General features: G+C 68.9%; 23 protein-coding genes and 1 tRNA gene. 8 read left to right on the top strand and 16 right to left on the bottom strand.

Going from position 1 to position 24,488, the window contains the following annotated elements; all coding sequences use genetic code 11:
• Nucleotides 1–17: 17 nt before the first annotated feature.
• Entirely contained in the window at nt 18–1,427 is a 1,410-nt protein-coding gene (locus FB559_RS06590; RefSeq protein ID WP_246121388.1) for a hypothetical protein, read from the bottom strand.
• Between the two features lie 256 nt (nt 1,428–1,683).
• On the opposite strand from FB559_RS06590, the gene FB559_RS06595 reads away from it, so the two are divergent.
• The 3 genes from FB559_RS06595 (at nt 1,684) to FB559_RS43680 (ending at nt 3,238) form a co-directional block, all read left to right on the top strand.
• A complete protein-coding gene (locus FB559_RS06595) occupies nt 1,684–2,418 on the top strand; it encodes a helix-turn-helix domain-containing protein (protein WP_185792066.1) in 735 nt (244 codons plus the stop codon).
• Complete coding sequence (locus FB559_RS46600) at nt 2,409–2,492, top strand: DUF397 domain-containing protein (RefSeq protein ID WP_425455106.1); 84 nt, start codon at nt 2,409–2,411, stop codon at nt 2,490–2,492. The genes FB559_RS06595 and FB559_RS46600 overlap by 10 nt, the downstream gene beginning before the upstream one ends.
• A gap of 140 nt (nt 2,493–2,632) precedes the next feature.
• Nucleotides 2,633–3,238, top strand: coding sequence for a hypothetical protein (locus tag FB559_RS43680; protein ID WP_185792067.1), 606 nt, complete (start codon nt 2,633–2,635; stop codon nt 3,236–3,238).
• A 13-nt stretch (nt 3,239–3,251) separates the two neighbouring features.
• Here FB559_RS43680 and FB559_RS06615 read toward each other — a convergent pair whose 3' ends face one another.
• Nucleotides 3,252–4,406, bottom strand: a complete 1,155-nt coding sequence (locus tag FB559_RS06615; RefSeq protein WP_141954365.1) for a cystathionine gamma-synthase — start codon at nt 4,404–4,406, stop codon at nt 3,252–3,254.
• A gap of 177 nt (nt 4,407–4,583) precedes the next feature.
• Between FB559_RS06615 and FB559_RS06620 the strand changes: the two genes are divergently transcribed.
• Nucleotides 4,584–6,749: an MMPL family transporter gene (locus FB559_RS06620; protein WP_141954367.1), complete on the top strand. Its 2,166-nt coding sequence runs from the start codon at nt 4,584–4,586 to the stop codon at nt 6,747–6,749.
• Between the two features lie 71 nt (nt 6,750–6,820).
• Here FB559_RS06620 and FB559_RS06625 read toward each other — a convergent pair whose 3' ends face one another.
• Nucleotides 6,821–8,191, bottom strand: coding sequence for a cystathionine beta-synthase (locus FB559_RS06625; RefSeq protein ID WP_141961534.1), 1,371 nt, complete (start codon nt 8,189–8,191; stop codon nt 6,821–6,823).
• Between the two features lie 135 nt (nt 8,192–8,326).
• Between FB559_RS06625 and FB559_RS06630 the strand changes: the two genes are divergently transcribed.
• From FB559_RS06630 to FB559_RS06645, 4 genes are all read left to right on the top strand, one after another.
• Entirely contained in the window at nt 8,327–9,679 is a 1,353-nt protein-coding gene (locus tag FB559_RS06630; protein WP_141954369.1) for an outer membrane protein assembly factor BamB family protein, read from the top strand.
• A gap of 101 nt (nt 9,680–9,780) precedes the next feature.
• Complete coding sequence (locus FB559_RS06635; protein ID WP_141954371.1) at nt 9,781–11,001, top strand: acetyl-CoA C-acetyltransferase; 1,221 nt, start codon at nt 9,781–9,783, stop codon at nt 10,999–11,001.
• 230 nt (nt 11,002–11,231) lie between these two features.
• A complete protein-coding gene (locus FB559_RS06640; protein ID WP_141954375.1) occupies nt 11,232–11,459 on the top strand; it encodes a DUF4287 domain-containing protein in 228 nt (75 codons plus the stop codon).
• A gap of 9 nt (nt 11,460–11,468) precedes the next feature.
• Complete coding sequence (locus FB559_RS06645; protein WP_141954377.1) at nt 11,469–11,879, top strand: PPOX class F420-dependent oxidoreductase; 411 nt, start codon at nt 11,469–11,471, stop codon at nt 11,877–11,879.
• Nucleotides 11,880–11,992: 113 nt separating this feature from the next.
• Here the strand turns inward: FB559_RS06645 and FB559_RS46605 are convergent, their stop codons facing one another.
• The 13 genes from FB559_RS46605 to FB559_RS06710 all read right to left on the bottom strand — a co-directional run bounded on the left by FB559_RS46605 (nt 11,993) and on the right by FB559_RS06710 (nt 24,393).
• Entirely contained in the window at nt 11,993–12,769 is a 777-nt protein-coding gene (locus FB559_RS46605) for a Bax inhibitor-1/YccA family membrane protein (protein WP_425455107.1), read from the bottom strand.
• Between the two features lie 1,223 nt (nt 12,770–13,992).
• A tRNA-Leu gene (locus tag FB559_RS06655) sits at nt 13,993–14,067 on the bottom strand.
• A 99-nt stretch (nt 14,068–14,166) separates the two neighbouring features.
• On the bottom strand, nt 14,167–15,513 hold the full coding sequence (locus FB559_RS06660) for an NAD(P)/FAD-dependent oxidoreductase (RefSeq protein WP_246121389.1): 1,347 nt from the start codon (nt 15,511–15,513) through the stop codon (nt 14,167–14,169).
• A gap of 271 nt (nt 15,514–15,784) precedes the next feature.
• Entirely contained in the window at nt 15,785–16,609 is an 825-nt protein-coding gene (locus FB559_RS06665) for a uracil-DNA glycosylase (protein WP_141954385.1), read from the bottom strand.
• 4 nt (nt 16,610–16,613) lie between these two features.
• Nucleotides 16,614–17,654, bottom strand: coding sequence for a Ppx/GppA phosphatase family protein (locus FB559_RS06670; protein WP_141954388.1), 1,041 nt, complete (start codon nt 17,652–17,654; stop codon nt 16,614–16,616).
• Entirely contained in the window at nt 17,651–18,301 is a 651-nt protein-coding gene (locus FB559_RS06675; RefSeq protein ID WP_141954389.1) for a DUF501 domain-containing protein, read from the bottom strand. The genes FB559_RS06670 and FB559_RS06675 overlap by 4 nt, the downstream gene beginning before the upstream one ends.
• Before the next feature lie 88 nt (nt 18,302–18,389).
• Nucleotides 18,390–18,812 (bottom strand): FtsB family cell division protein, encoded by a 423-nt coding sequence (locus FB559_RS06680; protein ID WP_141954391.1) that lies wholly within the window; start codon nt 18,810–18,812, stop codon nt 18,390–18,392.
• A 24-nt stretch (nt 18,813–18,836) separates the two neighbouring features.
• Nucleotides 18,837–20,117 carry a phosphopyruvate hydratase gene (gene eno, locus FB559_RS06685; RefSeq protein ID WP_141954393.1) on the bottom strand — a complete coding sequence of 427 codons (1,281 nt, stop codon included), beginning with the start codon at nt 20,115–20,117 and terminating at the stop codon, nt 18,837–18,839.
• Nucleotides 20,118–20,290: 173 nt separating this feature from the next.
• The gene (locus FB559_RS06690) at nt 20,291–20,722 is read right to left on the bottom strand and encodes an RrF2 family transcriptional regulator (protein ID WP_185792069.1); all 432 of its coding nucleotides are present in this window, start codon (nt 20,720–20,722) and stop codon (nt 20,291–20,293) included.
• Between the two features lie 4 nt (nt 20,723–20,726).
• A complete protein-coding gene (locus tag FB559_RS06695; protein ID WP_141954397.1) occupies nt 20,727–21,686 on the bottom strand; it encodes a sulfate/molybdate ABC transporter ATP-binding protein in 960 nt (319 codons plus the stop codon).
• Entirely contained in the window at nt 21,686–22,510 is an 825-nt protein-coding gene (locus tag FB559_RS06700) for a sulfate ABC transporter permease subunit (protein WP_221639901.1), read from the bottom strand. The genes FB559_RS06695 and FB559_RS06700 overlap by 1 nt, the downstream gene beginning before the upstream one ends.
• Nucleotides 22,503–23,366: a sulfate ABC transporter permease subunit CysT gene (cysT, locus tag FB559_RS06705; RefSeq protein WP_141954401.1), complete on the bottom strand. Its 864-nt coding sequence runs from the start codon at nt 23,364–23,366 to the stop codon at nt 22,503–22,505. The genes FB559_RS06700 and cysT overlap by 8 nt, the downstream gene beginning before the upstream one ends.
• A 4-nt stretch (nt 23,367–23,370) precedes the next feature.
• The gene (locus tag FB559_RS06710; protein ID WP_141954403.1) at nt 23,371–24,393 is read right to left on the bottom strand and encodes a sulfate ABC transporter substrate-binding protein; all 1,023 of its coding nucleotides are present in this window, start codon (nt 24,391–24,393) and stop codon (nt 23,371–23,373) included.
• Nucleotides 24,394–24,488: the final 95 nt, after the last annotated feature.

The raw sequence follows: 24,488 nt of genomic DNA on the forward strand, positions 1-24,488 counted from the left end.
CGCGCAGTAGCGCAGCCCTATCCGCGCGGGCTCTGAGCCCGTCGGGTCCGCGTGAGGGAGAGCGCCGCTGCCAGACAGGCGACCGGCACGACCGGCAGCACGTACCGATGGTCGAAGTCGAGGACGGCGACCGGCAGGACCAGCAGACCGACCGCGGTTCCCCACGGCAGCAGGGTTCCGCGGCGCAGCCCGAGGGCGCCCGCGAGAAGGATGGCGGCGAGGAAGGGGCCGTGCAGGTAGGCGGGGTACTGATAGCCGCGCAGGAATCCGGCGTACGGCTCGACCGAATGGTAGGGACCGGCGGCACTGGAGTCATAGGCGATGAGGGTCCGCCGGGTCCATGAGGGGAGCCCCGGCGCGGGCCAGGAACCCTTCTTGAAGCCGTAGGCCGGCGTCACCCTCAGGGGATGGCGAGCCGGCGTCCAGTGGAAGGCCAGTGAGACGTCGCCGGCCACCGCCCTGACGTAGGCCCGCGGCTGGGCCACGATCGCGTGCAGCGCGAAGGAACGGGCGAGGTCGTTGTTTCGAATGGCACCGCCGGGCATGCGGTTGAGTGAGGAACCCGGTGCCCAGACGTACTCCGACGCCGCGTCCACGTGCGTCCCGTTGGGGCACAGCGGAGCTTCGGCGGCCGGGGGTCTGATCTTGTCGCAGTCGGCGAACGTCATGGTCCGCGCCCATAGTGAGACACCGTCGACCTGGGACAGCGCGAACGTGCCGTCCTCGACCCTGACCCAGGTCGCGTACAGGGCGAGAGGCAGCAGGCCGGCGATGGCCGCCACGGCGAACCGGAGCAGGCCGACGCGCGTCACCGCCAGGTAGCCGAGCGCGGCCAGCAGCAACGGCACTCCGACACTGCGGGTGAGCGCCGCCAGCGCGAGCAGAAGGCATGCCCCACCGGCGGCGCGGGCCGACGGTCGGCCGGGTCGCCACATCAACGTCACGACCGCGGACACCACGAGGAAGATGAACCAGGTGTCGGAGAGCACGGCGTTCTCCAGCTGCAGCATCTGCGCGTCGAACAGCACCGGCACCGTCGCGAGCACCGCACCCCAGGCGGGTACGGACCTGCGCCGCAGCAGCGCGTACACCATGACGCCCATCGCCAACCCGAGGACATGCTGGACCGTCAGCACGACGAGGATGCTGTGGAACGGGCGCAGCAGCCACAGCAGGAGCGGGTAGCCGGTGTTGCGGAACCCCTCTGCCGGGCGCGGGTGCAGCGCGAGGTCGAGATAGGAGTAGGAGTCGTCGTAGTAGATGCTCCCTGGCCGGTACCCCAGCATCGTGATGATGCGCAGGCAGGCCGCGATGGGGAGCACGGCGGCGAACAGGATGTGCCGGTTCGCTTTCGGGGGCGTTGCCGCCGATGGTTGTGACGGGATGACTTCCTGGACCGTGGACAGGTGCACGGGACTCCCAGACATCGTTGACTGATCAGGCGTTACCACTAGTTGTCCGGAAGCGCCGTTTTAGTTCCCCCTTGCCGGGGCGACGGCTGATCATGCACCGCGGTCGTGGTGTTCGTTCGAAAAACTCTCGTTGTCGGTATTCGCGCTAATAGAATGAGCTGTTCCAAACTAGGATCGGAACGTTTGACGGCTCTTCCGCCCATTCACCACGCGAAGCGAAAGATGCGAAATGGCCCAACTTCGGAGTCCGACGCTCGTCACCCTTGGGCGCATGGTGCACACCTTCCGCGACGCCGCCGGGCTCACGCAGAAGGAGTTCGCCAAGAAACTCGGCTACACCAATGGCTGGGTCAGCAATGTGGAGACCGCCCAGTTAAGGCCCCGCTCCGAGCAGGTCACGGCCATGGAGAGGGCGCTCGGTGTGCCGCCGGGCGCGTTGATGAACATCTACGAGCAGCTCGACGGCGAGGTCCTGCCCGGCTGGTTCCGCGAGTGGGTGGACGAGGAGAGCCAGGCTGACGTACTACGGGCGTTCGAACTCTCGGTCATTCCCGGCTTGCTTCAGACCGAGGGTTACGCGCGTGCGCTCCTACCCGGAGACGAAGCCGGTCTCGCCAAGCGCATGAAACGTCAGGACATTCTGGTGGAGGAGCAGCCCCCGATGTTCTACGTCGTGCTGGACGAGGCGGTGCTGTATCACGGGCGCGGCGGCACAGAGGTGATGCGGCATCAGCTGGAGCACCTCATCGCATCCGTCAGTCCACGCCTGACGGTCCAGATCGTACGATCTGAGATGAACCCTCGCCCTAGAGGGGCCTTCACCATCGCTACCGTTGAGGGCGGCGACGTAGCGTACGTCGAGACGGCCATCCGAGGTGTCATCACCAGCAGTCGCGAGGATCTCGCCGATTTGACTGCTTCATGGGAGACCATCAGAACGTTCGCTCTCTCGCAACAGGAGTCTCTCAACCTGATTGGAAAAGTGATAGACGAAAAATGGACCTGAAAAGGCTCGTTTGGCGCAAGTCAACCCGCAGCGCCGACCAGGGCAACTGCGTCGAGATCGCCGTCGTCGACTGAGCATTTCCGCTGAACGACGTCCCTTGCCACTCCCCTGGGGAAGCCCCGCCTGGGTGGCCTCAGGCCGGAGTCGTGGCCGACGCGCACCATGACCAGAGGGTGCGCTGGCTGCGACCCCCAGTGAGCGCTAGGGTCGTGGCATGTCCAGTGGTGATCGCTTGCTCCTGATCCTTCATGTCGGCTTCGCGATCTTCGCACTCGGGCCGATAACGGCCGCGACCATGGCGACGCCTCGCTATATCCGTCGTGCCGACGCGTCGGTCGTGCGCTATCTCAACCGTGCGACCCGGATCTACGGGCTGCTGACGCTGGGTATCTTCCTGTTCGGCCTGCTGCTGGCCCACGGGAAGTTCAACCAGGTGTGGCTGACGGCGTCGATGACGCTGTTCATCGTCGCGTTCGTGCTGCTGCTGCTGATCGAGCGCGACCAGCGCAAGGCTCTGCACAAGATCGAGCTGTCCGACGCCGAGCGGGGTGCCGCGGCGCCCGCCGAGACGCCGCCCCCGGTGCAGACGCCGCCCCCCGCCCAGACCGCGCCGGCCGACAAGCCGGTCGCCGGTACGGAGACCAAGGTCGACACCGGCGACGCCGCGAAGGCCGAGACCCCGGCGCCGGAGCCGAAAAAGGCCCCGGCGCCCGCCGACGAAGAGCTCGCCAAGGTCGAGACCGGCCGGATCGCCATGATCTCGGGCGTCGTCGCGCTGATCTGGATCGTCATCCTCGTGCTGATGGTCTGGAACGGCTGACCCCGGGCAGACCTCAGCCCAGCGCCCGCTCCAGGTCCGCCAGGAGGTCGTCGGCGTCCTCGATGCCCACCGACAGGCGTACGAGGTCGGCCGGCACCTCCAGCGGTGAGCCGGTGACCGAGGCGTGCGTCATGCGGGCCGGGTGCTCGATCAGCGACTCCACACCGCCGAGGGACTCCCCGAGGATGAACAGCCGGGTCTCCTCGCACACGCGTACGGCCTCCTCCTCGCCGCCGGTGAGCTGGAAGGACACCATCCCGCCGAACGCCTTCATCTGCTTGGCCGCCACCTCGTGGCCCGGGTGGTCCGGCAGCCCGGGATAGCGCACCGAGCCGACCTTCGGATGCCGCACCAGGAACTCCGCGATGCGCGCGGCGTTGGCGCAGTGCCGGTCCATCCGCACGCCGAGGGTCTTGATGCCGCGCAGGGTCAGCCAGGCGTCGAACGGACCGCCGACCGCACCCATGGAGTTCTGGTAGAAGGCCAGTTCGCCGCCGAGGCCGACGTCGGAGACGACCAGCGCGCCGCCCAGGACGTCGGAATGGCCGCCGAGGTACTTGGTGGTCGAATGCACGACCACGTCGGCGCCGAGCGCCAGGGGCCGCTGCAGGTACGGCGACGCGAACGTGTTGTCCACGACGAGCAGCGCGCCGGCGTCATGGGCGACCTGTGCGAGCGCGGCGATGTCGGCGATGCCCAGGAGCGGGTTGGTGGGCGTCTCCACCCAGACCACCCTGGTGTCGGGCCGGATGGCGGCGCGTACGGCCTCGACGCTGGCCACCGACACCGGGTCGTACTCCAGGCCCCATCGGGACAGGACCTTGGAGATGAGGCGGTACGTGCCCCCGTAGGCGTCATCGGGGATGACCACATGATCGCCCGGCTTACAGATCGCCCGGAGCAGCGTGTCCTCGGCCGCCATTCCGGACGCGAACGCGAGCCCGCGCACGCCGCCCTCGAGCGCCGCGAGGCACTCTTCGAGCGCGGCACGCGTGGGGTTGGCCGTACGGCTGTACTCATAGCCGCCGCGCAGCCCTCCGATGCCGTCCTGCTTGTAGGTGGAGACCTGATATATCGGCGGGACGACCGCCCCCGTGGTGGGGTCGGGGTCCTGGCCAGCGTGAATGGCAAGTGTGTCGAAGCCGGTCACGTCGTTGAAACCGTCCATGGACGCGAGGCTAGTACGTCCACCGACACAGCCGTACCAACAGTGAGCCATCCCCAGGGATGAGACTTCTCCCCCAAAGGTACGAGCACCCATCTCGCCTTATGTGTGGAGGTAACAGTCGCCTCCATCCCTTACCTTCATAGCGACAATTGGAACTAGATGGAGGGGGAGCCACCCGTGTTCGGATGGCTGGGTCGTACGGTCGTACGGCACCCATGGTGGACGATCGTGACCTGGCTGGTGGCAGCCGCCGTCGCCGTTGCGCTCGCACCTAAGCTCGACACGCATACCGACCAGCAGGACTTCCTGCCCACGAAGTACGAGTCGGTCCAGGCGGGGAAACTGGCCGACAGTGCCTTCCCCAGCGGCAGCCAGAAGACCAGCAACGAGCTCATGGTCGTCAAGCGGAGTGACGGACAGCCGCTCACGGCCGCCGACCAGACGAAGATCGGCCAGGCGGCGCAGACGCTGCAGGCCAAGCACTACCCCAACGTGACCGCGGTCCAGACCGGGCCGCAGGCTCTCTCCAAGAACCACCGCGTTCAGGTCGTCGCCATCCCGCTGCCCATCGGCTGGACCGACCAGAAGCTGGAAAAGAAGAACGAAGACGGCATCAAACAGTTCCGCCTGGGTGCCGCCGACGTCTTCAAGGGCAGTGGCCTGCAGTACGGCGTGACCGGCCAGGTCTCCAGCACCGTCGACAACGCCGACTCGGACAACAAGACCCTGGCGTTGATCGGTGTCGCCACGATCGCGCTGATCATCATCCTGATCCTGGCGATCTTCCGCGCTCCCCTCGCGGCGGCGCTACCGATCGTTGTGATCGCTTTGGTCCTCTTCGTGTCGAACTCGGTCTCCGCGATCATCGGTAAGGCGTTCGGCCTGAAGTTCGACCCCAGCCTCGAAACGCTGATCGTCATCGTGCTGTTCGGCATCGGCACCGACTACATCCTGTTCCTGCTCTTCCGTTTCCGTGAGCGTCTACGCCTCGGCGAGGACAAGAAGACCGCGATGATGGTCACGGTCGAGCGGGTGGGCGAGGCGATCACGTCGGCCGCGGGTGCGGTGATCGTGGCGTTCCTGGTGCTCCTGCTCGCCAAGTTCAAGTCCTTCGGAGCGCTCGGCCCGCAGCTGGCGATCGCGGTCGGCGTCATGCTCATCACGGCGCTCACGCTCGTCCCGGCCCTCCTGTCGCTCCTCGGCCGCGCCGTGTTCTGGCCGTCCAAGTCGTGGCAGAAGGAGCCGACGGGGAGCTTCTACACGCGGCTGGGCAACGCCGTGGGACGCCGCCCGCTGGTCACGGCGGTCGCCTCCGGCATCGTCCTGCTCGCCCTCGCCGCCGCGACACTGGGCTTCAAGGCCGACTACGACTTCAGCGCCGGACAGCCGCAGAGCACAGAGTCGGCCAAGGCGCTGAAGGACCTGCAGGCGAGCCTGCCGCCCGGCCTCACGGACCCCACCCAGGTCTACGTCAAGGGCAACGGCCCCCTCGACAAGCCGGCGATCGAGCAGTTCCGGCAGACGTTGATGCACGCGAACGGCGTCGGGCAGGTCCAGCCGGCCGAGATCAACCCCGCTGGCACGGTCGCCAAGATCGGTGTCGTACTCAAGCTCAACCCGAGTTCGAACGAGGCCATCAACCTCGTCAAGGGACCGCTTCGGACCACCGCGCACCAGAACGCGCCTCCCGGCACGACGGTGCTGGTCGGTGGCACCACGGCCGTCTTCGGGGACATCAACAAGGTCAACAGTCGCGACCTCTCGGTGATCCTGCCCGTGGCGGTGGCACTGATCGCGATCATCCTGGCTCTGCTGCTGCGCTCGCTGGTCGCCCCGGTGTACCTGGTGATCGCGGTGCTGCTCGGCTTCACGGCAACGCTCGGGTCGAGCGTCCTGCTGTTCCAGGGAGCGGAGGGCAAACCCGGCCTGACGTTCCAGCTGCCGATCATCCTCTACCTGTTCGTGCTGGCCATCGGGACCGACTACAACATCCTGATGATCGCGCGACTACGTGAGGAGGCTCGGGAGGGCCACGAGCCGCGTCGTGCGGCGGCGGTCGGCATCCAGCACGCCGGCCCGACCGTGGCGGCCGCCGGGATCATCCTGGCGGGCACCTTCGCCGTGCTGCTGATTTCGCCGCTGTCCTTCCTGGCCCAGATCGGGTTCGGCGTGGCGATCGGCATCCTGCTCTCGGCGTTCGTGGTCTCCACCTTCTTCGTGCCCGCGCTCACCGCGCTGATCGGGCACGCGGCATGGTGGCCCGGCCACGCCGACCGGGCGAAGAACAACGGCTCAGGCCCACCGGCCGAAGAGCCCTCTGAGCTGGCAGGGCAGCCTAACTGACCGGGCGGCCCGACCAGAAGAACGCCCGGCGACGCGATTCGCGTCGCCGGGCGTTTCTTTCGTTCTGGTGCTCAGGTGCCCGCGAGGAAGCCGAGCAGGTCCTGACGGGTGATCAGCCCGGCCGGCTTGCCGTCGACCAGCACGACCGCGGCACCCGCCTTTTCCAGCACGCCCACGGCCTCGCTCACCGGTTCGCCGGAGCCCACCATGGGCAGCGGCGGCGCCATGTGGTCCTCGAGCGGGTCGTCGGCGGTCGCCCGGCCGCTGACCAGGGCCTCGAGCAGATCCCGTTCTCCCACCGATCCGACGACCTCGGCCGCCATGACCGGGGGCTCCTCCTTCATTACCGGCAGCTGCGACACGTCGTACTCCCGCAGGATGGACACGGCCGTGCCGACCGACTCGTGCGGATGGACGTGCACGAACTCCGGGAGCACGGACCCCTTGCGGGACAGTACGTCGCTGATCCGCGGCTCCTCGGTCTCGGAGCTGAGGAAGCCGTAGTCGGCCATCCAGTCATCGTTGAAGATCTTGGACAGGTAGCCGCGCCCGCCGTCGGGCAGCAGCACGACGATGACGTCATCGGGGTCCGCCTCGGCCGCGACCCGGATCGCGGCCACGGCCGCCAGTCCGCACGAGCCGCCGACGAGCAGCGCCTCCTCGCGTGCGAGCCGCCGCGTCATGGTGAAGGAGTCCTTGTCGCTCACCGCGATGACCTGGTCGCAGATGGTCCGGTCGTAGGTCTGCGGCCAGATGTCCTCGCCGACGCCCTCGACGAGATAGGGCCGTCCGCTGCCGCCGGAGTAGACCGAGCCCTCGGGGTCGGCGCCGATGACCCGCACCCGGCCGTTCGAGATCTCCTTGAGGTAGCGCCCGGTCCCGGTGATCGTGCCGCCGGTGCCGATGCCCGCGACGAAGTGGGTGATCCGTCCCTCGGTCTGCTCCCAGATCTCCGGGCCGGTCGTCTCGTAGTGAGAGCGCGGGTTGTTCGGGTTGGCGTACTGGTCCGGCTTCCATCCGCCGTTGATCTCCTCGGCGAGCCGGTCGGAGACGGAGTAGTAGGACTCGGGGTGTTCGGGCGCGACGGCCGAGGGGCAGACGACGACCTCGGCGCCGTACGCCCGCAGTACCGCGATCTTGTCGCCCGCCACCTTGTCGGGGCAGACGAAGACGCAGCGGTACCCCTTTTCCTGGGCGACGATGGCCAGGCCGACACCGGTGTTGCCCGACGTGGGCTCCACGATCGTCCCGCCCGGCCGCAGCGCGCCCGAGGCCTCGGCGGCCTCGATCATCCGTACCGCGATGCGGTCCTTCACCGAGCCGCCCGGATTGAAGTATTCGATCTTGGCGAGCACCTGTGCCCGCGCCCCGGCCGTGACCTTGTGGAGGCGCAGGAGAGGGGTGTTCCCCATGAGCTCTGTCAGTGAATTGTGAACACGCACCACGCGACGTCCTTGTCGGTCCGTAACAGTTCTGCTCAGAAGGTACCTCACCATTTCACCGTCACGTTCCGTCTGCGGAACGTCACTCTTCGCTGCTAGCCTCCGATCGGCGCTCAACCCGGAGGAGGCCCGGCCGTGACGACCCATCGGCGACTACGTTTCGCGTTCATACCGGCACAGATTGCCACCCTGCTCATCGGCGCGGCCGCGTGCGGCGGCGATTCGCACGGGGCCTCCCACGAGGCGGCCAAGCCGGCCTGGAACGACACGGCGGTCAACGCGGTGAGCAGGCCCGTGATCGGATCCGGCGTCACCGCGGTGACCGGCCTCCTGCCAGGCGGGCGGCTCCAGACCGTCGTCAGTGACGTCCACGACGGCAAGCGGCTGTGGGCGCACCCGGCCGTGATCTCCGGCCGCCCGGCCGCCATGGGAGTCGCGCCGCCGGCCGTCGCCGGACCGGCCGGGCACGCCGTCGTGGCGAGCGTGGAGACACATGGGCGGGGCGCGGCGCTGGTGGGCCGCGACACGCGCACCGGGGCGCAGCGCTGGACGCGAAACGTCGGCACGACCTTCGGCCCGGCCGCGTGCGGCGACATGCTCTGCGTGTCCGAGTCCACCGCGCGCAAGTCGGCCGACTTCGCCGTGGTCAACCCCGCGACCGGCAAGCCGGCCTGGCACATGCCAGGAGTCGCCGAGGTCGAGTGGGCCGGCCCCAAGCGCGTGGTGCTGTTCCGCATGTCCGCCCACCCCACGGTCGAGGCACACGACCTCGCCACCGGCAAGACGGCCTGGACCTTCCCCGTCGAGAACGCCCTCGGGCGCGGGGCGGACCTCTCGGGCGGCTGGGCGTTCGGCTCGGCCGGCGAGGCGCTCATCGGCTATGTGGCCCCCTACCAGACCCGCAAGAACGGCCCGTTGTCCCCGTTCGGGTTCTTCTCGCTGCGGCTCACCGACGGAAAGCAGCAGTGGGCGCACAAGCGGCTCCTGCGCGTCTATCCCAGCGCGAACCCCGCCGTCGCACTGATCACCCGAGAGGTCGACGGCGCCGACCGGTACGGCGGCTTCACCGAGCTGGACCCGCACACCGGCCGCTCGATGTCGCGCCTGACCACCACCGGGGCGCCCGGGGCCAACTGGTGGCTGGCCTTCCCGCAGGACCTGTCGGCGGTCGGCTTCCTGGCCCACGACCGGCCGAGCAAGATGTACGACCTGCGCACCGGCCGGGCGGTCGGCGGCCACGCACGCGCGTGGTCCTTCTGCACGACGACGCCGGCCCCTCTGAAGATCACTGGACAGCAGGGCTTCTACCCCATCGCCGCACTCTGCCCGTACGACCTCAAGACCGGTAAGCGGCTCGACGCCGCGCAGGCGGTGCCGCCGGGGTGGTACACCGGGGCCGTCGACGGCTGGCGCGTGTGGCGCGACGAACACGGTGGCCTGCACGGCGTCCACGACGGCGACGGAACGAGCCCGGGAATGTACCAATAGCTTTGCTACCCTCCAGTAGGCATCGGCCCTCCCACGCAGTAGCCTGCGAATCGGGCATCCGGCACGAACACCCTGCCGGGCCGAGATGAGGGAGACCCGTAATGCCTGAGGCAGTCATCGTCGCGACCGCTCGTTCCCCGATCGGACGGGCGTTCAAGGGATCGCTGAAGGAACTACGTCCCGACGACCTCACCGCTCGCATCGTGCGCGCGGCGCTCGACAAGGTGCCGCAGCTCGACCCGGCCGACATCGACGACCTGCTGCTCGGCTGCGGCCTTCCGGGCGGCGAGCAGGGGTACAACATGGCCCGCGTGGTGGCCGTGCTGCTCGGCTACGACAACGTGCCGGGCGCGACCGTCACCCGCTATTGCTCCTCCTCGCTCCAGACCACCCGCATGGCCTTCCACGCGATCAAGGCGGGCGAGGCCGACGTGATCGTCTCGGCGGGTGTCGAGATGGTGAGCCGCTTCGCCAAGGGCAGCAGTGACGGACTCCCGGACACCATGAACCCCCAGTTCGCAGGCGCGCAGGCCCGTACGGCCAAGCGCGGCGAGGGTGGCACGGAGGCATGGCACGACCCGCGCGAGGACAGCGAGATCCCCGACGTGTACATCGCGATGGGGCAGACCGCGGAGAACGTCGCCGAGATGCGGGGCATCAGCCGGGCCGACCAGGACGAGTTCGGCGTCCGGTCCCAGAACCTCGCCGAAGAGGCGATCAACAACGGCTTCTTCGAGCGCGAGATCACCCCGGTCGAACTGCCGGACGGCACCGTCGTCTCCAAGGACGACGGGCCTCGGGCGGGCACGAGCCTGGAGAAGGTCTCACAGCTCGCTCCGGTGTTCCGCCCCGACGGCACGGTCACCGCGGGTAACTGCTGCCCGCTCAACGACGGCGCCGCCGCGGTCGTCGTGATGAGCGATACCAAGGCCGCCGAGCTGGGCCTGACCCCGCTCGCCCGCATCGTCTCCTCGGGCGTCTCGGCGCTCTCGCCGGAGATCATGGGCCTCGGCCCGGTGGAGGCGTCCCAGCGGGCCCTGAAGCTCGCCGGGCTCACGATCGACGACATCGACCTCGTCGAGATCAATGAGGCGTTCGCCGCCCAGGTGATCCCCTCGTACCGGCAGCTCGGTATCGACCTCGACAAGCTCAACGTCCACGGCGGCGCGATCGCCGTCGGCCACCCGTTCGGGATGACCGGGGCGCGCATCACCGGCACCCTGCTCAACGGCCTGCGGACCCGCGACAAGACGCTCGGCCTGGAGACCATGTGCGTCGGTGGCGGCCAGGGCATGGCGATGGTCTTCGAACGCCTCAGCTGACCGCGTACGCACGGCCTCGCGCGGGCCCTCCCTTTGCCCGGTCCTACCTGGTGGGCCCGCGCCCTTAAGCATCTCGCAACCAGGACGTTAGCGGCTCGTAATGAAGTCACGACGCTAGGTGACCGATGATCTACTTGCCGTGACAGAAAGGTCGCCCCCGGGGGGTTGTGCGATGGGCATCGCTGTTGCAGAGTCGTCAGGAAAGATGCACACCTAGCCAGGAGGTGCCTATGTCCCTGAACCACTCACCGGAGACGCACAAAAATCTCATCGCACGCATCCCGAAAGTCACAGGACGTGACCTCCCCGAGTGGTTCCAAGCCATAGACAACGGCCCCTCCTTCCTCCGATGTGACGAGCGGGTCAACTGGCTGGCAGACGAGCACGGACTCTCTCACGGCTACGCGGTCGCACTGGTGCACGAGCACGAGCTGCACCGGCGGGCCGTTCGCTTCTAGCGGCGTTCGGTGGATCCGAGCCGAGCCCGCGACTTCGCCCGTGAACACCACCGGGCGGTCTTGGTCACGCGTCATGCCGACGGCCGACCCCAGACGTCACCCGTGATCTGCGCGGTCGACGACAAGGGAAGGATCATCGTCAGCACGCGTGAGACCGCGGCCAAGACCCGCAATCTGCTCCGCGATCCCCGAGTGACGCTCTGTCTTTTCACCGATGCCTTCTTCGGCGAGTGGGCGCAGGTCGACGGCGAAGCCGAGATCGTGCGCCTGCCGGACGCCATGGAGCCGCTGGTCGACTACTACCGGATGATCTCTGGTGAACATCCGGACTGGGACGAATACCGCGAGTCCATGGAAAACGATCGCCGGGTGCTGGTCCGCGTGACGATCACACACGCCGGCCCCGACGTCCACGGCTGACAGCCACCAACGCCCCCGCGGTCACCACCGCGGGGGCGTTGCCGTGCGCACAGGCGGGGCTCCGCGGTCACCACCGCAGGGGCGTTGCCGCGCGCACAGACGGGGCTCCGCGGTCACCACCGCAGGGGCGTTGCCGCGCGCACAGGCGGGGCTCGGGCCCGACCACGGGAGCGGGACTGAACACGCAGGGTCTCGAGGCAGACCACACCAGGCCTGGACGCCGCGAGCCACGGCGTCGTCCGAGGGGCGCGAGAGCGCACGCCGTCTCCGGCTGGGCCGAGGTCGAGCAGTAGGTAGCGGCGGCCGACCATGGTCACCGCCACGCTGAAGAAGATGCCGAGCGCACCGCCGCCTCTGACGCCGCCGGCGCGAAAGATCGGCGCCAGCAGCTTTGAGGATCGGGATACCGACGCTTGCGGTCCTTCTGCACGTCGTCGATGAAGTCGTCGATGTCGCAGCGACGACCCGGCCGCGATGGTGGACCTGGCGACCTTCCGCGTCACGATCCGCAGGGAGTACACGGTGGGCATCGCGCCGGCGACCGGCGCGGTACCGACCACCGCCCGGCGCGGTACCGACCACCGCCCGGCGCGGTACCGACCACCGCCTGCGGGAGACACGGGTGTGGGCCGACCTCGCCGACGGCAACGCCGTACGAAGCGGCAAAGCGCATGCGAGCGCCCGCGCTGACCTTCCGGCCGAAGGTCACGATCGCTCCGAGGACCAGGCCGACGGCCGGCGCGACGCGCGTTGGCGATGCGGTCCCCGGCCGTAGCGAGCGGAGTGGACGGCCGAGGGACGAGGTCGGCCGCACAGCGAGTGAGGAGCGTGAGCGACCGTCCTTGGTCGCGGCCACCAGCACCACCGGACGTTCGGCGCGTCCAATGCATCACGGAGCTCCGGCCGGGCCCGGCGGGCCGGTCCGGGGCGGTGGCCGGTCCATGGCAGACGCCCGTCCCGGACAGCCACCAGTCCACGGCAGCCACCGATCCCCGACAGCCACCAGTCCACGGCAGCCACCGATCCCCGACAGCCACCAGTCCACGGCAGCCACCGATCCCCGACAGCCACCAGTCCACGGCAGCCACCGATCCCCGACAGCCACCAGTCCACGGCAGCCACCGATCCCCGACAGCCACCAGTCCACGGCAGCCACCGATCCCCGACAGCCACCAGTCCACGGCAGCCACCGATCCCCGACAGCCACCAGTCCACGGCAGCCACCGATCCCCGACAGCCACCAGTCCACGGCAGCCACCGGCGCGGCAACCTCTGAGCCGGTTGGGCGAGAGCCCTTGGTGACCCGCGTTCAACGGGCCAAGGGCGGTCCATGGGACGGCACTCGCCGGGCGCGGCGCGTCTTGTCCCGGCCGGGCCGCGCGCTGTGCTGGTTGCCGACCCAGCGCACACTGGCGGGCGCGACCAGCCCGTCGAGGTAGCGCTGGGACAGCTCCCGCGCACCGTCAAACAGGACTCCCGGGCAGTCACCGGTCCCGGGCAGTGGCCGGCCCCGGGTAGTGGCCGGCCCCGGGCAGTGGCCGGACCCGGGCAGTGGCCGGACCCGGCAGTCGCCGGTCCCCGACTGTGGCCGGTCCTGCTCAGTGGCCGGACCCGGCAGCCACTGCCCGGGCAGTGGCTGGTTCCGGGCAGTCGCTGGTCCGCGAACGACGCGGATCGTGGTGGTAGGTGACCGGCCGGGCACCTACACCCGCGGCATAGAGGGTGCAGGTCTGTAGGCGGCCGGATCGACCTGCCAGGCGCGAACACGCGAGCGCGGCGGCGGCGAGCATGCCCAGCGCCGAGAATGCCCACGCGGCGACGTCGAGAGCCATGGAGCGCTCCAGAGCGTCGTACAGCGCCTGGGGATACCGCACCCGACCCCGAGGCAACGCCTCGGGAGAAGACGATCCACCCACTCCGTGAAAGGCTCTCCTGAGTATTTCCGCCCGGCGGCCGACGACTGCGGGTGGCCCCTATCGCAGGTAGGGGCGCTCCCCCACCGCAGTTGCCAGTCCCCGCCGCGCGTGGAGGCTGGCGCGCGACGGAGCGACACGTGTCAGGACGATCTAGACCAAAGGGGTCGAACGAGCACTCAACTCCTGTCAAGGACCGGTGCCCCCGGTCGGAGTCGAACCGACACGAACAACTCTTTTAGGGAGTCTGCCTCTGCCTGTTGGGCTACGGGGGCGCCCGCAATCATACCGGGATAGCGCCAATAGTGGACCACAGACTAAATGAGGTCAAGAATTCCTATTACTGCCGCAACGAAATTCGGGCCGAATACCGCTCAGTATTTTTTAGTGGCCAGCTTGAACTCTTCCCGCGGACGCTCCAGAGTCCCCAGCGAAACGACCTCACGCTTGAAGAACAGGGCGAGCGTCCAGTCTGCGGTGACCCGTGCCTTGCGGTTCAAAGTCGGCAGTCGGGACAGGTGATACGTACGGTGCATGAACCACGCAGGAAGCCCTCTTAGCTTGATCCCATAGACCTGGGCAACCCCCTTGTGGAGTCCGAGACTGGCCACCGATCCGGCATAGGCGTGTTTGTAAGCCTTTAGTTGACCCCCCCGCAACGCGGCGACAACGTTGTCACCCAGAACCTTGGCCTGACGTACCGCATGCTGGGCGTTCGGCGCGCAGAACTCGCCGGGTTTGGTGAGATCGGGAACAGCAGCGATATCACCTGCGGTAAAGGCGTTGTCGACCCCTTCAACGGTCAGTTCGGCGGTGGCCTTCACCCTGTCCTTGTCATCCAGTGGAAGATCCGTCTCCTTGACAAGAGGATTAGGCCGGACTCCCGCCGTCCACACGAGCGTCCCGGTGCCGAACTCCTCACCATCACTGAGCACGAGGTCGAGATTCTCCGCGCTCTTGAGCAGGGTCTGGAGCCGAACGTCGATTCCGCGCCGGCGCAGCGCGTCCACGGTCCATTTGCCCATGTCGACACCGACTTCGGGAAGAATGCGATCACTGGCCTCGACCAGCACCCAGCGCATTTCCTTGGCATCGAGATCGGGGTAGTACTCACAGGCATCGCGCGCCATGTCCTCGAGTTCGGCGAGCGCCTCGACACCCGCGTACCCGCCGCCGACGAACACGAAAGTGAGCGCACGCCTGCGCGTCTCGGCGTCCGTGGTGGAGGCGGCGATATCGAGCTGACGAAGGACGTGGTTGCGCAGAAAGATCGCTTCGGCCACCGTCTTGAATCCGATGCCGTGTTCGGCCAGGCCCGGAATCGGCAGCGTCCGCGAGATCGACCCAGGGCAGAACACCAGCAGGTCATAGGAGACCGTCCGGATCTCCTCGGGCTCGTCCTCGCCGCGCTCCACGACCCGGACCGTGGCCTCACGGAGAGCGTGGTCGATCCCCGTGACGCGGCCGTTCAGGATCGTCACTCCGGGCAGGACGCGCCGCAGCGAGACCACCACATGCCGCGGCTCCAGGTTGCCCGCCGCCGCCTCGGGCAGGAACGGCTGATAGGTCATGTACGACTGGGGGTCGACGAGCGTGATCTTGAGCTGGCCGTCCCGTAGCCGCCGGCGCATCTTCCGCCGCAGCTGAAGAGCGGTGTACATCCCGACATAGCCGCCACCAACGATGAGCACGTGTTCGGACATGTTCGATGCGGTACCCATGACACTCTCCGAAAATTGATCGTGGCGCTTGTGAAAGTTTTCACGAAGTACGCCCTCACCGTACTCCGCGGAACCTGAGCGTCGTAGGCCCGGCTCTGTGAATCGGCTCACGTTCGAACCGCAAGCCGTGTAAGCGCGTCAAAGAGGGCGAAAGAGGGATGCGCAGCGATAGGGCAGGGCGGGAACGTCCAGAGGAAGCGGGGGCTCCACTGGGCCCCCTCCCTGCCCGCATCGCGCACCTGCGCGGCGCCCTGGTACGCCCGCCGCCGGCTCAGGACTCCGCGGGCGCCGGCAGGCCCGCGTGCGTACGGGCCCGCGTGAGGACGGTGTCGAGCATCTCTTCGGTGACGCGGCCCGTGAAGGTGTTCTGCTGACTCGGGTGGTAGCAGCCGATCAGCAACGCCGACCCCCCGTCGGGGGCCTTCAGCTCCACCTCGGCGCCATGACCGAACGCCGCACGCCGTACCGGCATGCCGTAGCCCGCCTCCTTGAGGACCGGCCACAGCGCCTGCCAGCCGTAGCCGCCGAGGACGACGATCGACTGGACGCTCCCCGCGACGAGCTCCAGCTCCCGCCGCAGCCACGGCGCACAGGTGGCGCGTTCGGGCGGGGTCGGCTTGTTGGCCGGGGGCGCGCAGCGCACCGGCGCGACGACACGAACGCCCAGGAGCCGCTGGCCGTCCCCCGCGTACGTGCTGGTGGGGATGGCAGCCAGACCGACGCGGTACAGGGACGCGAACAGCCAGTCGCCGCTGCGGTCGCCCGTGAAGATCCGCCCCGTACGGTTGCCGCCGTGGGCGGCCGGGGCGAGGCCGACGATGAGCACGCGAGGCTCCGGGTCGCCCCAGCCGGGCACCGGGCGTCCCCAGTAGTCCTCGCTCGCGTAGGCGCGGCGCCGCTCGACCGCGACCTGCTCGCGCCACTCGACGAGGCGCGGGCAGGCCCGGCACACCGACTGGCGCGCCACCAGCTCGTCCAGGGACCGAGCCTCGGCCGCGAGCCGCTGGACGTCCTGCGGCGACTCCGCGACCGGGGTCCGCGGCGTGGCCGGGTCGCCGGGCCAGCCCGAGCCCGGCGGAACGTACGGGGCGTTCATGCCCTCAGACCAGAGACCATGCGATGCCGTCGAGGATGTCGTGCTCGCTCACGACCACGTCCGCGAAGCCGTACTCGCGCATGATGCGGTCGAGGATGAGCGCGCCGGCACCGATGACGTCGACCCGGCCGGGATGCATGACGCCGATCGCGGCACGCTCGTCGTGCGTGGAGTGCAGGAGCATCCGGGTCACGTCGTGCACCTGCCGGGCCTTGAGCCGTGACATGTGGATGCGCCGGGGGTCGTACTCGGGCAGGTCCAGGGCGATGCCCGCGACGGTCGTCACCGAGCCGGCCAGCCCCACGAGCGTACGGGCCCGCTCGATCGGCACGCCCGGCACGTCGGGCGCGGCCGGCGCCGGCGGCGCGAGCGCCCCGTCGCCGTTCTCGCTCACGAGCGCCGCCTCGGCGCTGCGGGACGCGGCGGCCTCACCAGGGGTGGCCGCTCCGGTGCGTACGGCCGCGAGAGCGGCGTCGATGTCGGCGACGGCCGCCGCGACCTGTTCCGGTGAGGGCGGGTCGCCGCGAAGATGGCGCTCGGTCATCCGCACGCAGCCGATGTCGACGGACCGCGCCGCCTCGACGTCGCCGGTGCCGAGGACGAACTCAGTCGACCCGCCACCGATGTCCACGACGAGGTAGGGCCGCATCGGGCGGAGCGCCGCGAGGTCCTTCGTCGCTCCCGCGAAGGAGAGCCGTGCCTCCTCGTCTCCCGAGATGACCTCCGGCTCCACTCCGAAGATCTCGACGACACCACGTACGAACTCGTCCCGGTTGGCGGCGTCACGGGTGGCGCTGGTGGCCACGACGCGTACGCGCTCGGCCCCGTGGCCGGCGACGAGCTTGGCGTAGCCGCGCATCGCGGTGAAGGTGCGTTCGAGGGCCTCCGGCGCGAGCCGCCCGGACCTGTCCACACCCTGGCCGAGCCGAACGACCTCCATCCGGCGTTCGAGCTCGACCAGCTCCCCGCCGCGGATATCGGCGATGAGCAGGCGGACCGAGTTGGTGCCGCAGTCGATCGCGGCCACGCGTGTCGATGCGCTCAAGATCTGCTCGCCTCCCGGCTCGTTCCGCCATCACGGCCGGCGCGTGCTCCCGGCCCGGGTCCCGTACCCCGGGTCTCCCGTTGGGTATCCGTCGCGCCCGCGATCATGACAGCTTCCTGACTCGCTTGACAGGCAGTGTGTGAAGTCGTTTCGACAGTTACACATTTTCCGGACCGCCACCAGTCCGGAAGGGCATCGAGGGCCTCGCGGCCGATGGGGTTCGCACCCGGTACCGCGAGTTCGTGCGCGACGAGGGCGTGCAGGCACTTGACCCGTGCCGGCATGCCACCTGAGCTCTGCGTACCCGCGGGAAGCGGCTCGACGCCCTGCGCTCGCGCGGCGGCGTCCCGGCGGGCGACGTAGTCATCGTGCGCCGCCGCGTACGCCTCCGCAAGCTCAGGGTCGGTGGCCAGCCGCGCGGTCATCTCCCGCATCAGCCCGCTCGCCTCGAGGGTGCCGATGGCCGAGGCCGCTTTCGGACAGGTCAGATAGAAGAGCGTGGGGAACGGGGAGCCGTCGGAGAGCCGCGGCGCGGTCTCCACCACGTCCGGCAGTCCGCACGGGCAGCGATGGGCCACCGCCTGGAGCCCGCGCGGCTCACGGCCGAGCTGGGCCGCCACCGCGGCGGCGTCGCGTTGGTCGATCACCCTTGTCCCCTCGAGTGTCTCGTCGAGCCCATCGAGTATGCCGCCGGGCCCTGAATACGAGCCGAGCGTCCGCTGCAAGGTTATGCGGTCAGCGGCGCCGGTCGGCCGCGTCCACCGACTGCCAGAGGGTGACGTACCACGGGGGCGCGGGCGGTGCGGCCTTGTGGCCTGCGTCCCCGGTCTCCCCCTGGTCGCCACCGAGCACGACGTAGCACTTCGCCCCTGGGTCGCACATGTGCAGGCGGCTCCGCGCCTGGCCGCGTATGTAGGACTCGTCGCCGAGGCGTTGTTTCTGCGCGGCGAGCTGTTCGACCTGCTGCTGTGCCTGCCGCTGCTGGACACGGAGCTGGGCGATCTCGCGCCGCTGCGCGATGTACTCGCGCACCGGGTAGGCCAGGCTCAGCGCGATGGCGCAGGCGACCACGGCCAGGATCGCGGCACGCCCGGTGAGGTGGGCGCGCCGCAACTCCTTGGCGTCCACCTCGGCCGGGCGCTTCTTCTCCTCAGTCACGGTGCATCATGCGAGCCATCGGCTCTACTGCCAGCGGAATCGGGGGAACGCGGCGGCACCGGCGTAGCGCGCGGCGTCGTCGAGGAGTTCCTCGATGCGGAGCAGCTGGTTGTACTTGGCCACCCGGTCGCTACGCGCCGGGGCGCCGGTCTTGATCTGACCGCAGTTGGTGGCCACCGCCAGGTCGGCGATCGTGGTGTCCTCGGTCTCGCCGGAACGATGGCTCATCATGCAGCGGAAGCCGTTGCTCTGGGCGAGCGAGACCGCGTCGAGCGTCTCGGTGAGGGTGCCGATCTGGTTGACCTTGACCAGCAGGGCGTTGGCCGAGCCCGCGTCGATGCCGCGCTGCAGGCGCTCGGGGTTGGTGACGAACAGGTCGTCGCCCACGATCTGCACCTTGCCGCCGACGGCGTCCGTGAGGGCCTTCCAGCCCGCCCAGTCCTCCTCGGACAGCGGGTCCTCGATGGAGACCAGCGGGTACGCGTCGAGCAGCTCACCGTAGTAGGCGGCCATCTCCTCCGACGAGCGCTTGGCACCCTCGAAGTCGTAGGTGCCATCGGTGTGGAACTCCGTCGCGGCCACGTCGAGGGCGAGCGCGATGTCGGTGCCCGGCCGGAAGCCGGCGCTCTTGATCGCCTCGAGGATGAGGTCGAGGGCGTCGCGGTTGCTCGGCAGCTCGGGGGCGAAGCCGCCCTCGTCGCCCAGCCCGGTCGCCAGGCCGCGGCCCTTGAGCACCGACTTCAGCGCGTGGTAGGTCTCCGCACCCCAGCGGACCGCGTCACTGAACGTCGGCGCGCCGATCGGCGCGACCATGAACTCCTGGATGTCGACGCTGGTGTCGGCGTGCGCACCACCGTTGAGGATGTTCATCATCGGCACCGGCAGCAGGTGCGCGTTGGGGCCACCGACGTAACGGAACAGCGGGAGGTTCGCCGTCTTGGCGGCCGCCTTGGCCACCGCCAGGCTCACGCCGAGGAGGGCGTTCGCGCCGAGGCGGGACTTGTCCGGCGTGCCGTCCAGGTCGATGAGCGCCTGGTCGATGAGGCGCTGGTCGTCGGCGTCGTAGCCGAGCAGCTCGGGCGCGATCTCGTCGAGCACTCCGAGGACGGCCTTCTCGACGCCCTTTCCGTTGTAGCGCTCGCCGCCATCGCGGAGTTCGACCGCTTCGAACTGACCGGTCGAGGCTCCACTCGGCACCGCGGCGCGCGCCTCGCTGCCGTCGTCGAGCAGCACCTCGACCTCGACGGTGGGATTACCACGGGAGTCGAGGATCTCCCGAGCGTGTACGGCGTCGATCGACGACACTTGATCTCCTTGTAATCACTACGGGACGTTTCGCCCCACGAGCCTAGCCGCCCCGGAGAGGGCCCCGGCGCAACGCCACCCCTGTTTCGGGTTCACCGGGGAGCAAGTTCGGCCAGGAGACACCTTGACGTTCCCAGCACGTCCTCTTCCGGCACGACCGTGTACGGCCCGGCTCAGCCGGTGAGGTCACGGACGTGCGGGGGCAGGTTGCCGGTGACGACGTCGGCAAGGGTCACCTGGTCGACGATGTTCTGCACCGCCGTGTCGGCGGCCAGCCAGACGTGGCGCAGGTGCGTCGCCGTGCCTTCGTAGCAGGCGTCGGCGGCCGGCTCGCCGCGGATGTCGGTGAGCGAGCCGTCGACCACCCGGATGACCTCGCCGACCGAGATCTCGGTGGCGGGCCGGGTCAGCCGGTAGCCGCGCTCCGGGCCGCGCTGGGTGGCGATGAGGTCGGCGCCGCGTAGTTCACTGAGAATGGTCTTCAGGAAGGCCAGCGGCATGCCCTCCCCGGCCGCCAGCGCGCCGGCGGTGACGGTGGCGGGGTCCGCCGCGGCCAGGGCGAGTACGGCCCGTAGGGCGTAGTCGGTACGTGCGGTGATGTGCACAGGCTCAGGCGATGGCGAGGGTCCGAGCGTCGGAGCTGGGCCGGACATGCACGGTCTCACCCGGCGCCAGCCCAAGTCGTTCGGCCAGCCCCCGGGTGACCTGGGCCCACGCGTCCTGTTCCCCGAGTCTCATCTCCACCCGGACCTCGAAGCCCAGCCGGACCACGCGTTCGACCGTAGCCTCGGTGCTGCCCGGCTCGGGTTCGGTGGTCAGCTCGATGTCGTGCGGGCGGACCAGGCGGCCGTCCAGCTCGGTCACCGGGCCGAGGAAGCGCATCACGAACTGGTTGGCCGGGTTGTCGTACACCTCATGCGGGCTGCCGGACTGCTCCACCCGGCCACCGGCCAGCACCACGATGGTGTCGGCGACCTCGATCGCCTCCTCTTGGTCATGGGTGACGAACACGGTCGTCACGTGCACCTCGTCGTGCAGCCGGCGCAGCCAGGCGCGCAGCTCCTTGCGGACCTGGGCGTCCAGCGCGCCGAACGGCTCGTCCAGCAGCAGCACCTCGGGCTCGACCGCCAGCGCCCTGGCCAGCGCCATCCGCTGCCGCTGGCCGCCGGACAGCTGCGCCGGGTAGCGCTTGGCGAACTGGTCGAGATGGACGAGCTCCAGCAGTTCGTGCACCCGCTTGTGGATCTCGCTCTTGGGGCGTTTGCGGATCTGCAGGCCGAACGCGATGTTGTCGAAGACGGTCATGTGCTTGAACGCCGCGTAGTGCTGGAACACGAAGCCGACATTGCGCCGCTGCGGAGCCAGCCGGGTGACGTCGTTACTGGAGATCAGCACGGTGCCCGAGTCCGGCTGCTCCAGCCCGGCGATCACCCGCAGCAGCGTCGACTTGCCGCCGCCGGAGGGCCCGAGCAGCGCGGTGAGTGAGCCGGAGGCGACCTCCACCGACACGTCATGCAGCACCGGGGTGGTGCCGAACGCCTTGTTGATGTGGCGGGCTTCGATGGCCATCAGTCAGCCTTTCGCTGGAGCAGTTTGATGACGAGCAGGCTGACGATGGCGATCAGCGCGAGCGCGGTGGCGGCGGCGAACGCGGCGGGCTGCTCGAAGTTCTGGAAGCGTTCCTCGACGTACAGCGTGAGGGTCTGGGTCTGGCCGACCAGGCGCCCCGACACGACCGCGACCGCGCCGTACTCGCCGAGTGCCCGTGCCAGGCAGAGCACGATGCCGTAGGCCAGGGCCGAGCGGATGCCGGGGATGGTGATGCGCCGGAAGGTCTGCCACCGGCCCGCGCCCAGCGTCTGGGCGGCCTGTTCCTGCTCTTCGCCCAGCTCCTCCAGAACCGGGACGACGGCGCGTACGACCAGCGGCAGCGACACGAACACGGTGGCCAGGACCATGCCGGGCGTCGAGAAGATGATCTGAATGCCGTGGTCCTCCAGCCAGCCACCGAACGAGGAGAACTTCCCGTACACCAGGATCAGCGCCAGGCCGACCACGACCGGGGAGACCGCCAGCGGCAGGTCGATCACCGCGTTGAGGATCCGCTTGCCGGGGAAGTGATGGCGGACCAGCAGGACCGCGGTGCCGATCCCGAAGACGGTGTTCAGCGCGACCGCGCACAGCGCGACGATGAACGTCACCTGGAAGGCGTGGAGCGCCTCGTGTGTCGTGAGCGCGTCGAAGAAGGGGCCGAGCCCGTGCTGGAAGGTCTTCCAGCAGATCAGCGCCACCGGCAGGATCAACAGGAACAGCAGGTAGACCAGCGCCACGGCCCGCAACGCGTACCTGCTCACCGATCGTCTCGGCTTTTGGGCACTCGAGCGCTCAGCCACGACGCGACCCCCACCTCTGCACCAGGTCCAGGGCCACCAGCAACACGAACGCGACCACCAGCAGGGCGGTCGACACGGCGGCCGCCGAGGCGGTGTTGTCGTTCTCGATCTGCCCGAAGATCTGCACCGCGGCCACCTGCGTCTTGAACGGCAGGTTGCCGGAGATCAGCACGGTGGAGCCGAACTCGGCGATCGACCGGGTGAAGGCCAGCGCGGTCCCGGAGATCATCGCGGGCAGCAGGTTGGGCAGGATGATCCGCCGGAAGATGGTCCAGTTGCCTGCCCCAAGGGACGCGGCCGCCTGCTCCATGTCCCGGTCGAGTTCGAGGAGGACCGGCTGGACGGTACGCACGACGAACGGCAGCGTCACGAACAGCAGCGCCACCGCGACGCCGACCCTCGTGTACGCCAGGTTGATGCCGAGCGGGCTGTCCGCTCCGTACAGCTCCAGCAGCACCAGCCCGGCGACGATCGTCGGCAGCGCGAACGGCAGGTCGATGAGGGTGTCCAGCACGGCCTTGCCGGGGAAGGAGTCGCGTACCAGCACCCAGGCGATCAGCGTGCCCATCACCAGGTTGATCAGGGCCACGATGACCGAGGCGACGATGGTCAGCTTCAACGCCGCCCAGGCGTCCGGGGTGGTGACCGACTTCCAGAAGAAGCCCGGTCCCTCCCCCGCCGACTTCCAGAGGACGGCGGCCAGCGGGATCAGCACGATCAGGCTGAGGAAGATCATCGCCGAGCCGAGGCCCAGCGCCGTCGGCGCGCTGGGCGGCCTGCGCCGCGCGACGGGCCGCACCGGGTCCGGCGGAGTGCCGGACCCGGCGGAGTCCGTTTCGAGCGTCTCGGAGGTCAAAAGGTCACTTCCCGGTCGAGACGCCGAGGCTCTTCTCGATGCCGGTCACGATGCCCTTCTGCGGGTCGAAGAAGTCCGTGGTGACCTTGTCCCAGCCGCCCAGGTCCTTGATGGTGAACAGGCCGGCCGGCTTGGGGAACTTGTCGGCTCCCGGCACTCCCGCGACCGTCGGCCGGTAGCCGTTCTTGACCCAGATCGTCTGGCCCGCCTTGCTGTAGAGGAAGTCCACGAACGCCTTGGCCTCGGCCGGGTGGGCGCTGTTCTTCGTCACCGCGATCGGGTTCTCGATGAGGATCGTGGAGGCCGGGATCGTGTAGTCGACCGGCTGGCCCTTCTGCTGGGCGAAGATCGCCTCGTTCTCGTAGGTGATGACCGCGTCGCCCTTGCCGCCGACGAAGGTCTGCAGCGCCTTGCGGCCGCTGTCGTCCTGCACCGGGACGTTCTTCAGCAGGCTCTTGAGGTAGGCCACTCCGGCGGGCTGGTTGGTGCCCTTGCTGGACGCGGCGCCGTAGCCGGCCAGGATGTTCCAGCGCGCCCCGCCCGAGGTGGACGGGTTGGGCGTGATCACCTGGATGCCCGGCTTGATGAGGTCCGGCCAGTCCTTGAGGTTCTTCGGGTTGCCCTTGCGGGTGGTGATGGTGACCACCGAGTCGGTGATGAACCCGTGCTGGGGGTTGCTGTTCCAGTCGGAGGCGACGAGCCCGGCCTTCACCAGCCGGGTGACGTCCGTCTCCAGTGAGAAGTCGACGACGTCGGCCTTGAGCCCGGACGCGACCGCCCGGCTCTGGTCGCCGGAGGCGCCGTAGGACTGGGTGAAGGTGATGTTCTTGCCCGCCGGCGTCTTCTGGAACGCCTTGATGAGGTCCTGGAACGCGGCCTGAGGGGTGGAGTAGGCCACCAAGGCCAACTGCACCTTCTTACCGCCGCCGCTCCCGGAGTCGTCCGAGGACGAGCCTCCGCAGGCCGCGAGGGACATGCTGATGCCCAGTGCCGCCACCGCGGCGATGGTTCTTGTGCTGTGACCCATCGTCCTTGCTCCATATTTCCGATCAATTTGGTACGAAAAGTAGACCAACGGGCGATGCCCTTAGTCAACTGAATCGATCGGGAATGTCTGCCACG

The organism is Actinoallomurus bryophytorum, from assembly GCF_006716425.1.
Lineage (GTDB): Bacteria > Actinomycetota > Actinomycetes > Streptosporangiales > Streptosporangiaceae > Actinoallomurus > Actinoallomurus bryophytorum.

Excerpts from the sequence above, each read along its gene's own strand:
- FB559_RS06635 (WP_141954371.1), top strand. The coding sequence starts at position 9,781 with ATGCCTGAGGCAGTCATCGTCGCGACCGCTCGTTCCCCGATCGGACGG.
- FB559_RS06660 (WP_246121389.1), bottom strand. The coding sequence starts at position 15,513 with ATGGGTACCGCATCGAACATGTCCGAACACGTGCTCATCGTTGGTGGC.
- FB559_RS06695 (WP_141954397.1), bottom strand. The coding sequence starts at position 21,686 with ATGGCCATCGAAGCCCGCCACATCAACAAGGCGTTCGGCACCACCCCG.
- FB559_RS06665 (WP_141954385.1), bottom strand. The coding sequence starts at position 16,609 with ATGAACGCCCCGTACGTTCCGCCGGGCTCGGGCTGGCCCGGCGACCCG.
- FB559_RS43680 (WP_185792067.1), top strand. The coding sequence starts at position 2,633 with ATGTCCAGTGGTGATCGCTTGCTCCTGATCCTTCATGTCGGCTTCGCG.
- FB559_RS46600 (WP_425455106.1), top strand. The coding sequence starts at position 2,409 with ATGGACCTGAAAAGGCTCGTTTGGCGCAAGTCAACCCGCAGCGCCGAC.
- FB559_RS06590 (WP_246121388.1), bottom strand. The coding sequence starts at position 1,427 with ATGTCTGGGAGTCCCGTGCACCTGTCCACGGTCCAGGAAGTCATCCCG.
- FB559_RS06710 (WP_141954403.1), bottom strand. The coding sequence starts at position 24,393 with ATGGGTCACAGCACAAGAACCATCGCCGCGGTGGCGGCACTGGGCATC.
- FB559_RS06615 (WP_141954365.1), bottom strand. The coding sequence starts at position 4,406 with ATGGACGGTTTCAACGACGTGACCGGCTTCGACACACTTGCCATTCAC.
- FB559_RS46605 (WP_425455107.1), bottom strand. The coding sequence starts at position 12,769 with ATGCATTGGACGCGCCGAACGTCCGGTGGTGCTGGTGGCCGCGACCAA.
- FB559_RS06595 (WP_185792066.1), top strand. The coding sequence starts at position 1,684 with ATGGTGCACACCTTCCGCGACGCCGCCGGGCTCACGCAGAAGGAGTTC.
- FB559_RS06640 (WP_141954375.1), top strand. The coding sequence starts at position 11,232 with ATGTCCCTGAACCACTCACCGGAGACGCACAAAAATCTCATCGCACGC.